The sequence below is a fragment of the Polluticoccus soli genome (assembly GCF_029269745.1).
Taxonomy (GTDB): domain Bacteria; phylum Bacteroidota; class Bacteroidia; order Chitinophagales; family Chitinophagaceae; genus Polluticoccus; species Polluticoccus soli.
On the sequence record NZ_JARJHT010000002.1, the window covers coordinates 241,233 to 255,565 of the forward strand.

The following is a 14,333-nucleotide window of genomic DNA, read 5'->3' on the forward strand; positions in this document are numbered from 1 at the left end:
ATTAGGTGGCATTGACGACGGTGTTGCCGCTCCACAATACATTCACTAGTTTCGCGCGTGTTTCGTTTTATAATCGCGGTTCTCTTCTTTCTGCTTAGTCTTTTAGTGCTGTTTTCAGCGCCGGCTATTTGGCTGTGGTATGTGGCCATTGTGGTCACTGAGTTTCCATGGGTGTTTGTGCTGCTGGGATTGATCACAACAGCCTGGGCTTTCCGGACGAGGCGGCTAAAGGTGGTGGGCACAACACTGGCGCTGGCAGCAACCTTTATTTTTTCGCTGCCTATTATCCAGGCCTTGCAGATTTCTGGCAGACTTGACAAAGACCTGAATAAAGCTTTCAATACAACGGCAGGCGATCGCAAACCATTTTCGCCGCTGAAAATGATAACAGGTATTGGTGCAAGCAAGGTGCCTTGCAAGAGCTACACTTTCGATCCACAACACAATCTCGCACTCGACTACTATCCATCTGCTATGCAAGGAAACCGTCCGTGTATAGTGGTAGTACACGGTGGATCATGGAAGGGTGGCGATAGTAAACAGCTGCCTGAACTAAACAGCGAGCTTGCAAAACAAGGCTATAATGTTGCAGCCATCAACTATCGCAAAGCACCCCAATGTCATAGTCCCGGACCGCTGGAAGATACACGTGCTGCTATAACGTACCTACGAACTAATGCTGTCGCACTTCATATAGACACTTCGAAATTTGTGATGCTTGGCCGCTCGGCCGGTGGACAAATTGCATTGCTGGCTGCGTACACATTTAAGAACATGGGCATCAAAGGTGCCATCAGCTACTACGGTCCTGCCGATATGATATGGGGGTATCAAAATCCTGCTATCATTTACAATTCTTGCGAGGTGTTGGAAGATTATATCGGCGATACCTACGAGAAACTTCCAAGCGAGTACCGCGCCAGTTCGCCTTTTGAAGCAGTAGATTCTTCAACAGTACCAACACTGCTGATACACGGCAAAAATGATGTGTTGGTAGCTTACGGTCATAGCACGCGGCTGGTGGAGCGACTAGATAAATACGGTGTGCCCAACTACCTGCTGACGTTGCCATGGGCCACGCACGGCTGTGATTATACCCTTAACGGTCCAAGCGGGCAGCTGGCTACATATTCCGTGGAAAGGTTTTTGGCAACACTTCTGTTTTGATAACTTTATTATGCATGAAGAAGGCCCTTTCACTCCTGGTTTTGTCGATATGTTTGACTAGCACAATCGCTGTTGCGCAAACATCAAACTTGCTTGCGTCTTACGAGTCGCATTTGAGTCGTCTTAATAAATGGGAGCAAGAGTACGCTAATGACTTTAGGTACGATTCGTTGGAGGCGATCAATAAGTCGTTAATTCGTTTACTAATCCAAAACCCCGGGTTGTTAAATGCAGATTTTTCAAAGCTTAATGGAAAAGGTAGCGTTGTATCTACCTCTGAGGATAAAAGGGTTCGTATTTATTCTTGGGACGATGGAACGGGCGGCACAATGCGCTCTGCAAATTCTGTAATTCACTACAAGGTGGGTTCTCAGATAAAATCAGAGGAGCTTCTGAAAGACGAGGACACTATGGAATATCGGATGGTTCCCTTTTATCGCGACCTTCATAGTGTTGCAACGCCCACCGACAGTTTCTATGTTGTTGTAACTCATTTGATAGGTTCTTCAGGGGTTGGATCGTACGAAATTCAAGCCTTTAAAATTGTGAGTGACACACTGGATTGGAATGTCAAGGCGTTTGAAACAAAAAGCAAAATTCTTTCGTCAATATCTTACGAATATGACGTTACTTGGGGAGGTCCGAATCGAACTGCAGACCCTCCGGTAATTAAAATAGACTGGCCTAAAAAGACATTCCGGATTCCACTTATTGACGAAAAGAATCGTATTACTGGAAGGCATTTAGTTTACGCCTTTAACGGGCAACGTTTCAAATACCAGCGAGTGGAGTAGAGCTTTTCTCAAACTTCACCAGCTCCGCATTGTAATCGATCACCACCTTCACATATTTCAATGCCGAGCCACCGATAGCGCCTTTTACCACGCGGTCCATGCTTTGTATCATGCCTTGCGACCAGTTCTCGTCCGGGCGTTTGGCAAACAGTACGGGGCCTACTTCCTGTCCGCCAATGGTTATTTTTGGTACTTCGATAACATCTTGCTTGAAGTCGGCGCCGGGATAATATTTCCAATCAGGGTGCAGCGCCCGCCACCTGTCGAATACCGAGGCCGCTATGAAAGAGCCACCTTTTGTTTTTTCTGAAGTTGTGAAGAACTTCTTGCCTTTCTCTGACATAACCATGGTGGCACCTGTATCAAACAACATAGGTATGGTCTCTCCATCTACTACTATGAACATGCTCGGGTGACCGTATATCTTTTCGCCAAGAGCATTCTTCTTAAATCCTAAAGGTTGAACATTGCTGTCGTTAGCTGACAGTGGAGTGTTTACCCATATCTGCTGGTTGGGGTAGTCTATGGTCCACGACTTATCCATGAAAAAGTTCTGTCCCAGGAAGAGGTCGAACTTCATGGCTTCGGTAATGAATTTCATTTCACCGTCCATAGGGGGGATGAGAAATAGGGGATCAGTCACTCTTGAGAAGAACCTTCTAAAGATATTATAACGCGTAGGCATAGGCGAGGGGAATTGCTCGCTGGCTGCAATGTCTTTCGCCAGCAGGTACCGCATCGGCATGATACCGCTTAGCAAGCCCAGTTTGGTCTTATCTCCCAATTTCAGCTTGTCCAGCGATTTAGGATTGACCATACACAATCCACCTCCCGAATCGCCATATGCCAGGGCAGTATCGCCGGTTGCTGTAGGGATTTTGATATAAAACCGTTCGCCTTCGATGAACTGCGATGGTACCAGTACAGGTTTGCCGGCATCCCATTTCGACACATAGTCGTTGCGTTCTTCGGCAACATCGCCATCCAGCTTCCGGGTTATCAGGAAACTACCACCCGCCATCAGCAGAAAACAAACGATAGTTATCAGCAGGTATTTGAAAAACTTTTTCATGAAAATGAATTGTAATATAAATATAGGCGATTATCTTGCTAGGTGCGAGTTTCAAAACTCTGTACGCGAAAAATGTATAATTTATTGTATATTTGTAGTTGTAGTGAACGAGTAATTAAAGACTGCAAAGATACCGATGTTTGGAATAGACGAGCATACTTGGGAAACCATTGTTCGACCAGCACTTGTCTTGATCACACTTTTTGTGATAATCCGTGTTTACAAGGCGCGCACTGAAAAAGGCAACAAAACCGACCACAATCCGTAAATCTTCCCCAAATCGACAACAAACGGCAACAAATTGGCAAAAGAAGATGCCAGTTTTGAAAAACCTCCCCAAATCGACAACAATCGGCAACAAATTTCACTATGATAAAACAAATACCTGTAATATGAGCCCTGAATAATCAACCTTTTGTGGATAACCTCGTCCCCAGCTCCCGTGCCTTTTTCGTTACTTTTGTAGGCACCCCTTATGGGTGGTTTAACAGGCAAACAGAGGTCCCAGGCGATGAAGTTTTCTCACTTACACAATCACACACAATTTTCCCTGCTCGACGGGGCATCCAGTATTTCACGGCTTTTCGACAAGGCCATGAAAGACGAGATGCCGGCCATGGCCATCACCGACCATGGTAACATGTTCGGCGCATTTGAGTTTGTGGCAGAGGCATGGAAGAACAAAAAAGTAGTAGGCAAAACCGAGGACGGTAAAGACATTACCGAGCCCGTGGTGAAGCCTGTTGTGGGGTGTGAGTTTTACGTTGTAGAGAACCGCCACAAAAGGCAGTTCAGCCGCGATGAGAAGGACCAGCGTTTTCACCAGCTGCTGCTGGCCAAGAACGAAGTGGGGTACCGCAACCTGGTAAAGCTTTGTTCGCTGGGTTTTATGGAGGGGCTGTATGGTAAATACCCCCGTATCGACAAAGAGCTGATACTGCAATACCACGAGGGCCTGATCGCTACTACCTGTTGCCTTGGTGCCTCGGTGCCGCGCACCATCCTGAAGAAAGGAGAAGATGAAGGGGAGCGCGAGTTCAAATGGTGGCTCGACCTGTTTGGCGATGACTACTACGTAGAGTTCCAGCGCCACGACATACCCGAGCAGATAAAGGTGAACGAAGTGCTGGTGAAGTTTGCGCGCAAGTACAATGTACCCATTATCGCGTCGAATGACTCGCACTACGTAGACCAGGCCGATTACAACGCCCACGATATCCTGCTTTGTATCAACACCGGCGAGAAGCAAAGCACGCCGACGATGAAGGACTTCAGCGACGATGACGTGATGGCGAAAGACAAACGCTTTGCCTTCTACAACGACCAGTTCTATTTCAAGAATACGGCTGAAATGTCGAAGCTGTTCGCCGACCTGCCGGAAGCTATCGACAACACCAACCTGATAGTAGACAAGGTAAAACCCCTGAAGCTGGAGCGCGACATCCTGTTGCCTCACTTCAAGGTGCCGCCGGAGTTTCACGACGACCAGGATGCCTTTCTCGAGCACCTGACATGGACCGGTGCAAAAGAACGCTACAAGGAAATAACACCCGATATAGAAGAGCGCCTGAATTTTGAGCTCTTCACCATCAAGACCATGGGTTTCGCGGGTTACTTCCTTATTGTATCCGACTTCATCAAAGCAGGTCGCGACCTGGGTGTGTTTATTGGTCCCGGTCGTGGTTCTGCCGCCGGTAGCGCCGTTGCCTATTGCACAGGCATTACCAACATCGACCCCATTAAGTATAACCTCCTGTTCGAGCGTTTCCTTAACCCGGAACGTAAGAGCATGCCCGATATCGATACCGACTTTGATGACGTCGGTCGCCAGAAGGTGATCGACTATGTGGTAGACAAATATGGTAAAACACAGGTGGCACACATCGTTACCTATGGTACCATGGCTGCCAAGAGCAGTATCAAAGACGTGGCCCGAGTAATGGACCTGCCGCTGCCTGATGCTAACGGCCTGGCCAAGCTGGTGCCAGAGCGTCCCGGTATATCACTGAAACGCCTGCTGCATGCCCCCATGAAAGGGGAGAAGAGCCTTGAAGAAAAAGAAGGTATCGGAGGCGAGGAGGTTGACAACGTAAACAAGCTGCGCGAGATCTACGCCAGCGATAATATGCACGGACAGGTGCTCCGTTCAGCTGAAAAGCTCGAGGGCTCTGTTCGTAACACCGGTATCCACGCAGCGGGTATCATCATCGCTCCCAAAGATCTGAGTGAAATGATCCCTGTGTGTGCGGTGAAGGATGTGAACCTCCTCATCACACAGTTTGAAGGTAACATCATCGAGAACGCCGGCGTTATCAAGATGGACTTTTTGGGTCTGAAGACCCTGACCATCATCAAAGATGCGCTGGCACTTATCAAGCGTAACTACAATGTCGACATCGACATTGACTACATACCGCTCGATGACGAAAAGACGTACGAGCTGTACCAACGCGGTGAGACCAACGGTACCTTCCAGTTTGAAAGTGCGGGTATGCAGAAATACCTGCGCGAGCTGAAGCCGGATAAATTCGACGATCTGATCGCGATGAACGCCCTGTACCGTCCGGGCCCGCTGGAGTATATCCCTAACTTCATCAAGCGTAAGCACGGTGAAGAAGAGATCGTGTACGATCTGCCGGAAATGGAAGAATACCTTGCTGATACCTACGGTATCACGGTATACCAGGAGCAGGTGATGTTGCTGTCGCAAAAGCTGGGTGGCTTCAGTAAAGGTGATGCCGACGTACTGCGTAAGGCGATGGGTAAAAAGCAGAAGGCGGTACTGGATAAAATGAAAGGCCAGTTTGTGGAAGGCGCCAAAGCAAAAGGTCACCCTGAAGACAAACTAAACAAGGTATGGACCGACTGGGAAGCATTCGCCCAGTACGCGTTCAACAAATCGCACTCTACCTGTTATGCGTTTGTGGCGTACCAGACAGCTTACCTGAAGGCACACTACCCTTCAGAATACATGGCGGCGGTACTGAACAACCAGGGCAACATTGATAAGATCAAGTTCTACATGGAGGAGTGCCAGCGCATGGGGCTCTCTGTATTAGGGCCTGATGTGAATGAGAGCTTGAAAGGCTTCTCGGTAAATAAAGAAGGTGTAGTACGTTTCGGTATGAATGCCATTAAGGGTGTTGGTGAGGCTGCGGTAGAAGACCTGATAGCAGAACGTGAAGCTAACGGACCGTTCTCTTCAGTGTTCGATTTTGTTTCCCGCATCAACCAGCGCACCGTCAACAAAAAGACAATTGAAGGATTAATATATGCGGGTGGCTTGGATTGTTTTACCGACCTGCACCGCGCGCAGTATTTCTATGCGCCGCCTACGGATCCGGTAACGGGTCTGGAGCGCCTGGCGCGTTTTGGCAACCAGGTACAGGCCAACACTTCAATGGCTTCAAACAGCCTGTTTGGCGAAAGCACTATGGCTGACGTGAAGCCGCCTACTATACCGGACTGTCCCACATGGACGCTGCCTGAGCTGCTGGATCGTGAAAAAGATGTGATCGGTATCTACCTGAGTGCGCACCCGCTGGATGGTTTCAAGTTCGAAATGCAGTATTATGGCTTTACTCCGATCAGCGAGTTGGAGAACAGCAAAGGACGAACCATACGCGTAGCAGGCTTTGTGACTGATGCTGCGCACATGACCACCAAGAAGGGTAGTAAGTTTGGTAAGATGGTGATCAACGACTACAGTGGCCACCAGGAGATCGTATTCTGGGAGAAGAACTACCTGCAATACAACAACTATCTTGATAATGGACAAACGCTATTGATACAGGGGGTGTACCAGGAGCATAGATTCCGGCCGGGCGTGATGGAGTTCGATATACAAAGCATCATGCTGCTGGATGAAGTGAAAAAGAAGCTGACAAAGAAGCTGAACCTTTGGATGCCGTTGGCTAAGATCAACCAGGAACTGGTTATGTTCTTAAGTGACAACCTGAAGCAAAATCCCGGTAACACCGATGTGGTCGTGCAAATAGTGGATGAAGAAGATAATATGACCACAAAAATGAAAACGGCCGGTCAGCGACTGGCGATCAACGACGAACTGATCAACTTCCTGCAGGAGAATGATTATATCAGGCTCTCGCTGGAGCTTTCATAAGAACATCATAAATCACACATCATATGGCAAACACATTCAACGACACAAATTTTCAAACCGAAGTACTCCAATCCGATAAGCTGACCATGGTTGATTTCTGGGCTCCATGGTGCGGACCTTGCATTGCGCTGGGTAAAACCATCGATATCCTGGCTACCGATTATGCAGATAAGATAAATGTGGGTAAGCTTAATACAGACGAAAACCCACAGGTTTCACTGGAGTATGGGGTGATGAACCTTCCTTGTGTATTGTTCTTCAAAAACGGCCAGGTGGTAGATAAGCATATCGGCCTGGCTGCCCGTAATGTATTCGAAAAGAAGATACAACAGCATATGTAATTGGCTTATAGCGATATTTTCGTTGGCTATTATTTGATGTCAATATCTCATAGTACCTTTGGCCTAGTTTTTTAACCTACAATAAAAATTCAAATAAGATGGCAGCAGTATTCACTGACGCAAACTTTGATCAGGAAGTAATAAAAGCAGAAAAGCTTACCGTTGTTGACTTTTGGGCTCCATGGTGCGGTCCTTGCCTGGCGCTGGGTCCAACCATCGATGCACTTGCTAAAGAGTATGATGGCAAAGTAAATGTTGGTAAAGTAAACGTGGATGAGAACCCACAACTGTCTATCAACTATGGTATCACCAGCATACCGGCAGTATTGTTCATCAAAGGCGGCCAGGTTGTTGACAAACAAGTAGGCGCTGCTCCCAAAGGTGTTTTCGATAAGAAGATACAACAGCACCTGTAATAAAGGATTACATATATGGATCGGGTCTCCTGCATAAGGAGGCCCGATTTTTTTTACAATTCATTGCAAGTTCTCAGATTATTATAGGCTATATTGTTGTTACAATGAAAGGACTCACGGCGATCACCGACCCGGTCTACACAAAACCGGAGCACGAAACTGCATTTGCAAGGCTCTCTAAAAAGTTTATCCGCGACGAGCGCGACTTGCCCTTTATGAAGTTGACGCTTCAGATCACTTTTACATTGATACCGCTGGCTGTTTTGGTATACCTGCTGCCGGTGGGTGGTGTGGCTTGGTGGGCTGCTGTCGTAGCTTTCCAGTTTTTGAACAACGTCACTTTTAAAGGGCCGTTTGGTTTGATGCTTCATTGCACCAGCCACCGGGCTTTTTTTAAGAAGGAGTATGATTTTATGAATCATTACCTGCCATGGGTCATTGCTCCATTATTCGGCCACTCGCCAGAAACCTACTACGCACACCACATAGGCATGCATCACGCTGAGAATAACCTGGAAGATGACGAAAGCAGCACCATGCCTTATCGCCGCGACTCGCTGCGTGGCTTTGTGCATTACTTCGGCGTGTTTCTATTTTCGGGTATATACCACCTGGCTAATTATTTCTTCCGTAAAAAACGCAAACGCCTGTTGTACAGATCGGTGAGGGGAGAGCTGCTGTTCATTGCTTTCTGCATCGCGATGAGTTTTGTGAATTGGCAGGCTACACTGGTTGTCTTTATTATACCGTTCGTATTATTCAGACTAGTGGCAATGCTGGGTAACTGGGCGCAACACGCGTTCATCGATCCGCTGGATCCGGGTAATGATTATAAGAACAGCATCACGTGCATCAATACTAAGTACAATCATAAATGTTGGAACGATGGGTATCATATCAGCCATCATGAAAAACAATCTATGCACTGGACAGAGCACCCAACTTATTTCAGCCAGACACTGGACAAGTATATTCAGAATGACGCCATAGTATTCGATGGTATTCATTTCCTGCATGTGTTTGCTTACCTGATGCGGAAGCGCTATGATCTTTTGGCGAGGCATTTTGTCAACATTGGTGACAGGTTTACTACCGATGAAGAAGTAATAGATTTTCTTAAGTCACGTACTCATAAAATTCCTTTTGCTGCATTAGCGCAGCCGCAATATGCTAAGGCGGTAAAGACCGCTCAACAACGAGCTTAGATAAAAACGGCGCAACAAAAGTTGCGCCGTCGTTTCAATCAGGGGTAAAAAAACTATCGTTTAGTTTAGTGTTGTTTCTTTTTCGGTTTTGATGGTCATTTCGATATCTCCGTTAGAAGTATCGTCATTAACATCAAGCACTAAGTTCTTTCTGCGCTCCATGCTAACCGTAATAGTGCCGGGGGCAAATTTTTCCAGGTCAGAAGGGGAGATGGTTACTTGTCCGCTGGTTACAGTCTTTTCTATATTGGGGTCAATTGAAGCCGATGAAGGTGTGCCTGTGATCTTTACCGTCAATGTTTCACCGCTGGCCAGGCCGTCGCCAGCCCAATTAAAAGTAAATCCTGACGATTTTGATACTGCCGTTGGAAAGCTTGAAGGGAACGCAATCTCCCCGATATCTCTTTTAGCAACCGAGTTAACCAGCTTTTTGCCTGAATTCTTCGTCAACTCAAAGTTTACATCAACCAAACCGTCAAACGTCCACGAATAAACGCCCGGTACGAGCTGTAATGCACTGGGGCTTTTGCTGTTTGCGGTCACCCCGGCGCCGTTATTCAGGTCTACCTTAGATCCGCTGGCATCGCGTACGCGGAATTGCGCCGAAGCCGATGTTTTATTAGTGTTCTTATTATAGTCTACTATGTATTGCTGGTGGTATGGAACCGTGTCTTTCAGATCATCGGAGGCAACTTTTTTACATGCCTGCACCGAAAGCAGGAGGGCAAAACCAAGTGCCGCCGTCAATGCCTGGCTGGTTCTTTTGATCATTGGGTCGCTTTTCTCCAATAGGGCAAATTCTTTGCCAATTTTTATATTTAATAAAAAACTGGCCGGAGGTATACCATTATTTCCAATAATTATTATTTTTAAGCACCCATAAGTATTTATATGAGGCTATACGTCATAATCCCGGCTTGTTTGTTGCTGCTCTCTGTGTCATCGTGCAAAAGAGATTTCGATTGCCATTGTGTTTCGAGGGGTACACGTTCTGAGTATGTGGAGAAAGTCCACGCAGAGAACAAGGATGAAGCAACGAAAAAATGTGCCGCCTATATGGGTAACATTAATGAGGTGACTCTGCCTGGCGTTGATTGTGATCTCGCAGAAGACGAATAATCCTCTCCGTCTCTTTTATGATCCTCCGTGCTATTATTATAATAATGTCGCTGCTGCATGCAGCTTATATGGTTTTTGATGGTATGCGTGCATTTATTGTAGGCGACTATGTAAGACCTTCAAGCGGTAAATATGCAGGACAACTTGGTCCTTGGGCAAACATTGTGGAGCGCATCGGTCTGGATCCGATGTCGCCTGTAATGAAAAGCATTTTTGTAATATTAGGTTTATATGGCCTTTTCGCAGCAGGCGCTTTTGCTTTTAACCGAAATAATGGCTGGACACTGATTGTAATCTTTTGCGTTGCAACTTTGTGGAACCTGATGTTCGGAACCATGAGCAGCATTCTCGTATTATTATTGTTGTTCATCTACAAGATGAAATAAGTTTTTCCACTCATTTAGTTTTTTTGCAATCCACCCATCTTTGGCCTTGAAATTGCTGTCTTATTTAACGCATAGATAATAATAATATCCCGGGCGCTAGTCCGTATTAAGTTTATTCACATTATCTTTGCGGCGCTCTTAGCGTGCTCCCGGTTGGGAGAATTTTTTACAACGAGAGAGAATTATTACTTCCATTACGCCCAGTACAAACTTTTTTGAAAAAGCTGTGTAAACGGCTAGGTGAAACTTTGTGCTTATTGAAAAAAATTGTAACAAATAAACCATCAATACGTCCCCTTATGTACCGTAAATTTTACTTATTGATCGCGCTATGCCATCTCTCAATTGGTGTGTTTGCGCAAAACCTGACAACAGGCACCATTACGGGCACCAGCTTTTGCCCCGGTGCTTCGGTAAGTGTACCATTTACTATGACTGGTAATGCCAATGCCGGCAATGTGTACACCGCAGAACTTTCTGATGCTTCAGGCAGCTTTGGTTCTCCGGTATCCATTGGTGCGTTGAGCAGCACTGCACTTACTGGTTCTGTTGCAGCTACGATCCCTGCTGGTGCTGCTGCCGGCACAGGTTATCGTATCCGTGTTACCAGCACAAACGATCCTGAAGTTGGTACTGACAATGGTACTAACCTGGCCATCGTTGCCCAGGTTATACCTACTATTAGTATCAACGCCAATCCAAGCAGCACAACGTGCGCGGGAACTGCTGTTACTTATGGCACTAGTATCACCAATGGTGGCAGCACTCCTGGTTACTATTGGCAAAAAAATGGTGTCTATGTATCGAGCGCCGCAAGCTATACTAACAACACTCCGGCAAATAACGATGACGTATTTTGTATACTATTTTCATCGGCTCAATGCCCAAGTGCTGCACAGGTAAACTCAAATCATATTATCCAAACAGTAAACCCTAACCTGACTCCATCGGTATCTATCGTTAGCAACGCGGTATCGAACGGTGCCTGCGTCGGCGCTACGGTAATGTTTACTGCCACTCCTGTTAACGGTGGTACAACACCATCTTATCAATGGAAAAAGAATGGCTTGAATGTTGGTACCAACAGCGCTACTTACAGCGACAATACTTTGGCTCAAGGCGACCTGATATCGGTGGTGATGACAAGCAACTATACCTGCTTGGCAACGACGACAGCTACGAGCAATACCATAACCATGAATATCGGTTCTCCTGCAACACCTTCCGTTTCTATATCGTCGGTTCCGGGCACTACGATATGTAATGGAGTAGCAGTTGTGTTTAACCCAGTACCTGTTAATGGCGGAATTGCCCCGACCTATGTTTGGAAGCTCAATGGTAGCACTGTAAGCACCGCGATGAACTATTCAAATGCAGGCACATTTGTAACTGGCGATGTAGTATCAGTAACGATGACCAGCAATGCACCTTGTCCTGCTGTACCTACTGCGAGCAATACTGTTACTATGACTGTTGTAATGCCGACAGTCCCTACTGCTTCAATAGCAGTGAATCCAGGCAACAACATATGCTCAGGTACTTCTGTGACCTTTACAGCTACTGCCGGTAATTTCGGTACAGCAGCAAAATATCAATGGAAGAAGAATGGTACCAATGTGGGTACTAACAGTGCAACATATACTTCATCTACCCTGGCCAACTTTGATGTAATTACCTGTGTGGTAACCAGCACGGCTCCTTGCCCTGTTAGCACTACCAGCAACGCAATTACAATGAATGTTACACCAACGCTGAGCCCAAGTGCGAATATCGTATCAAACGTAGGACCTTCAAGCTGCGCAGGTGCTGTAGTAACATTTACAGCTACCCCGCTTAATGCAGGTAACAGCCCTTCTTATCAATGGAAAATAAATGGTGTAAATGCCGGTACCAATAGTCCATTCCTGACAGATAATGGTACTTTGGCTACAGGTACACACAACGTCGTTTGTGAGATAACCGGCACTAATGCCTGTCCGGCATCAACTACTGGCTCTGGTTCCTTGAGCTTTGTAGTTAATCCGATCCTTATTCCGAGTGTTTCTATCGCTTCTCCGAATGCCGTTAACGGCAATATTTGCGGTAATGCCTCAGTTACTTTTACTGCCACACCAACAAATGGTGGCGCTTCTCCAATATACCAGTGGAAGAAAAACGGCTCAAACATCGCAACCGGTGTTACTTATAACGCCGCTACCGGTCTTGTTGCCGGCGATGTGATCACCTGCCAAGTAACCAGCAATGCTACCTGCGTAAGTCCGGCAACTGCAACCAGCAATTCGGTGACTATTGCACACTATCCAATAACCAGTGCTTCTGTTTCTATTACCTCGCCTTATGGCGCGGTAGCTTGTCAAACTTTGCCTGTTGACTTTACAGCTGCGCCTTCTAATCCCGGTGCTAGTCCTGTGTATCAGTGGAAAAAGAATGGTACGAACGTAGGTGGAAACACGCCGACGTATACTTCTGTGATAGCTAGCGGCGACGAGATCGTTTGTGAAATGCGTAGCAGCACCATCTGTGCTAGCCCTGTGCCCGCAGTGAGCAATAAGCTTACAATGAGCGTTTCTAACATTGTACCTGCGACAGTAAATTTATATGTAACCAACGACTCGGTAGCTTGCCAGGGCGAACCATTCCTGTTCACCAGCTATTTTACAAACGGTGGTAACGCTCCTGGGTTCAGGTGGTTTAAGAACGGTATCGCGATACCAGGTGCTACACAGTCTACATATACCAGCAACTCATTGGTAAATAATGATGCTATTACATGTGAGATGGCGAGCAACGCAGTATGTGTGTTCCCGGTACTGTCAACGCCAATAACTGTTGAAGTTCTTGCAACGGACACTGCGAAAGTGAGCATCGTAGGTAATAAGAGCATCGCTGGCTATACGTTTTATGCTACGCTGGTTAACGGTGGTACCAAACCAACCTTCCAATGGAGGAAGAACAATGTAGACATACCCGGTGCTACTGGTGATACATATGCAACTACCAGCCTGAACGCTAACGATAAAATATCGGTTTATGCAGGTACCAGCCAGCAGTGCGCATATCCTTTGTTCGTACTCAGCAACTCTATATTGGCTAGTGAGGTAACGAGTGTGAAATCTGTAGCTGCTAATACGACAAGCATACAGTTGTTCCCTAACCCGAACGAAGGTAAGTTTGAGATCAAGGCTTCAGTAAAAGCGACTAGCGGCGATGCAGGTATCGAAGTATTGAACGCTGTAGGTCAGGTTGTATTCCGCAACACTGTGCCAGTGCAAGGTTCTGATTTCAACACGAACATCGATCTGGGTGCGAATGCTGCAGCAGGTATGTATATGGTAAGGTTGAATATCGACGGACAAGTGTCGACACTGAGGTTCGTAGTTAAATAATAGACTAATTATTAATGGTTTGAAAAGCCCCGCAATAGCGGGGCTTTTTATGCTATCTGCTATCTTCCAAAGGCGATATTATGGTTAAAAAGTTGTATATTTGTAATGTTTGATTGGTTGTTTTCTACTCTGACTGTATAGCTTTCTGAACCAGCTACTGTAAACCATCTTTTGCACATGAAAACCATTAAAAAAACAGCAACAATCTGTAACAATTTGGCTTGTAAAAGCACTCGCGCCCGCTTTCTGGGGAAGAAAGGGGCGGGTTTGTAAAAACTGAACATAAGACCAGGCAATGGATCGGTACAGATGTTGTTCTTGTGA

The 14,333-nt window shown here is 46.4% G+C and carries 10 protein-coding genes; 8 read left to right on the forward strand and 2 right to left on the reverse strand.

The window, feature by feature from the left end; genetic code table 11:
* The first annotated feature begins 57 nt into the window (after positions 1-57).
* Both P2W83_RS11665 and P2W83_RS11670 read left to right on the forward strand, forming a co-directional pair.
* A complete protein-coding gene (locus P2W83_RS11665; protein WP_276133914.1) occupies positions 58-1,167 on the forward strand; it encodes an alpha/beta hydrolase in 1,110 nt (369 codons plus the stop codon).
* Between the two features lie 14 nt (positions 1,168-1,181).
* The gene (locus tag P2W83_RS11670) at positions 1,182-1,961 is read left to right on the forward strand and encodes a hypothetical protein (protein WP_276133915.1); all 780 of its coding nucleotides are present in this window, start codon (positions 1,182-1,184) and stop codon (positions 1,959-1,961) included.
* On the opposite strand, the gene P2W83_RS11675 is transcribed toward P2W83_RS11670, so the two are convergent.
* Positions 1,939-3,033, reverse strand: a complete 1,095-nt coding sequence (locus P2W83_RS11675; RefSeq protein ID WP_276133916.1) for a hypothetical protein — start codon at positions 3,031-3,033, stop codon at positions 1,939-1,941. The two genes, P2W83_RS11670 and P2W83_RS11675, sit on opposite strands and share 23 nt — an antisense overlap.
* Before the next feature lie 511 nt (positions 3,034-3,544).
* Between P2W83_RS11675 and dnaE the strand changes: the two genes are divergently transcribed.
* The 4 genes from dnaE to P2W83_RS11695 all read left to right on the forward strand — a co-directional run bounded on the left by dnaE (position 3,545) and on the right by P2W83_RS11695 (position 9,118).
* Complete coding sequence (dnaE, locus tag P2W83_RS11680; protein ID WP_276133917.1) at positions 3,545-7,156, forward strand: DNA polymerase III subunit alpha; 3,612 nt, start codon at positions 3,545-3,547, stop codon at positions 7,154-7,156.
* A gap of 23 nt (positions 7,157-7,179) precedes the next feature.
* Positions 7,180-7,497, forward strand: a complete 318-nt coding sequence (trxA, locus tag P2W83_RS11685; protein WP_276133918.1) for a thioredoxin — start codon at positions 7,180-7,182, stop codon at positions 7,495-7,497.
* Positions 7,498-7,595: 98 nt separating this feature from the next.
* Complete coding sequence (trxA, locus tag P2W83_RS11690) at positions 7,596-7,913, forward strand: thioredoxin (RefSeq protein WP_338090249.1); 318 nt, start codon at positions 7,596-7,598, stop codon at positions 7,911-7,913.
* Positions 7,914-8,017: 104 nt separating this feature from the next.
* The gene (locus P2W83_RS11695; RefSeq protein WP_276133919.1) at positions 8,018-9,118 is read left to right on the forward strand and encodes a fatty acid desaturase family protein; all 1,101 of its coding nucleotides are present in this window, start codon (positions 8,018-8,020) and stop codon (positions 9,116-9,118) included.
* Between the two features lie 60 nt (positions 9,119-9,178).
* Here P2W83_RS11695 and P2W83_RS11700 read toward each other — a convergent pair whose 3' ends face one another.
* On the reverse strand, positions 9,179-9,889 hold the full coding sequence (locus P2W83_RS11700; RefSeq protein WP_276133920.1) for a hypothetical protein: 711 nt from the start codon (positions 9,887-9,889) through the stop codon (positions 9,179-9,181).
* Positions 9,890-10,254: 365 nt separating this feature from the next.
* Here P2W83_RS11700 and P2W83_RS11705 point away from each other — a divergent pair, with 365 nt between their 5' ends.
* Both P2W83_RS11705 and P2W83_RS18680 read left to right on the forward strand, forming a co-directional pair.
* On the forward strand, positions 10,255-10,623 hold the full coding sequence (locus P2W83_RS11705) for a hypothetical protein (protein WP_276133921.1): 369 nt from the start codon (positions 10,255-10,257) through the stop codon (positions 10,621-10,623).
* A gap of 2,777 nt (positions 10,624-13,400) precedes the next feature.
* Complete coding sequence (locus P2W83_RS18680; protein WP_420831807.1) at positions 13,401-14,009, forward strand: T9SS type A sorting domain-containing protein; 609 nt, start codon at positions 13,401-13,403, stop codon at positions 14,007-14,009.
* The last annotated feature ends 324 nt before the right edge of the window (positions 14,010-14,333 follow it).

Bases quoted from the DNA above. Each gene is read 5' to 3' on its own strand.
- P2W83_RS11670 (WP_276133915.1), top strand. From the start codon at position 1,182: ATGAAGAAGGCCCTTTCACTCCTGGTTTTGTCGATATGTTTGACTAGC.
- P2W83_RS11675 (WP_276133916.1), bottom strand. From the start codon at position 3,033: ATGAAAAAGTTTTTCAAATACCTGCTGATAACTATCGTTTGTTTTCTG.
- dnaE (WP_276133917.1), top strand. From the start codon at position 3,545: ATGAAGTTTTCTCACTTACACAATCACACACAATTTTCCCTGCTCGAC.
- trxA (WP_276133918.1), top strand. From the start codon at position 7,180: ATGGCAAACACATTCAACGACACAAATTTTCAAACCGAAGTACTCCAA.
- trxA (WP_338090249.1), top strand. From the start codon at position 7,596: ATGGCAGCAGTATTCACTGACGCAAACTTTGATCAGGAAGTAATAAAA.
- P2W83_RS11695 (WP_276133919.1), top strand. From the start codon at position 8,018: ATGAAAGGACTCACGGCGATCACCGACCCGGTCTACACAAAACCGGAG.
- P2W83_RS11700 (WP_276133920.1), bottom strand. From the start codon at position 9,889: ATGATCAAAAGAACCAGCCAGGCATTGACGGCGGCACTTGGTTTTGCC.
- P2W83_RS11705 (WP_276133921.1), top strand. From the start codon at position 10,255: ATGATCCTCCGTGCTATTATTATAATAATGTCGCTGCTGCATGCAGCT.
- P2W83_RS18680 (WP_420831807.1), top strand. From the start codon at position 13,401: ATGGCGAGCAACGCAGTATGTGTGTTCCCGGTACTGTCAACGCCAATA.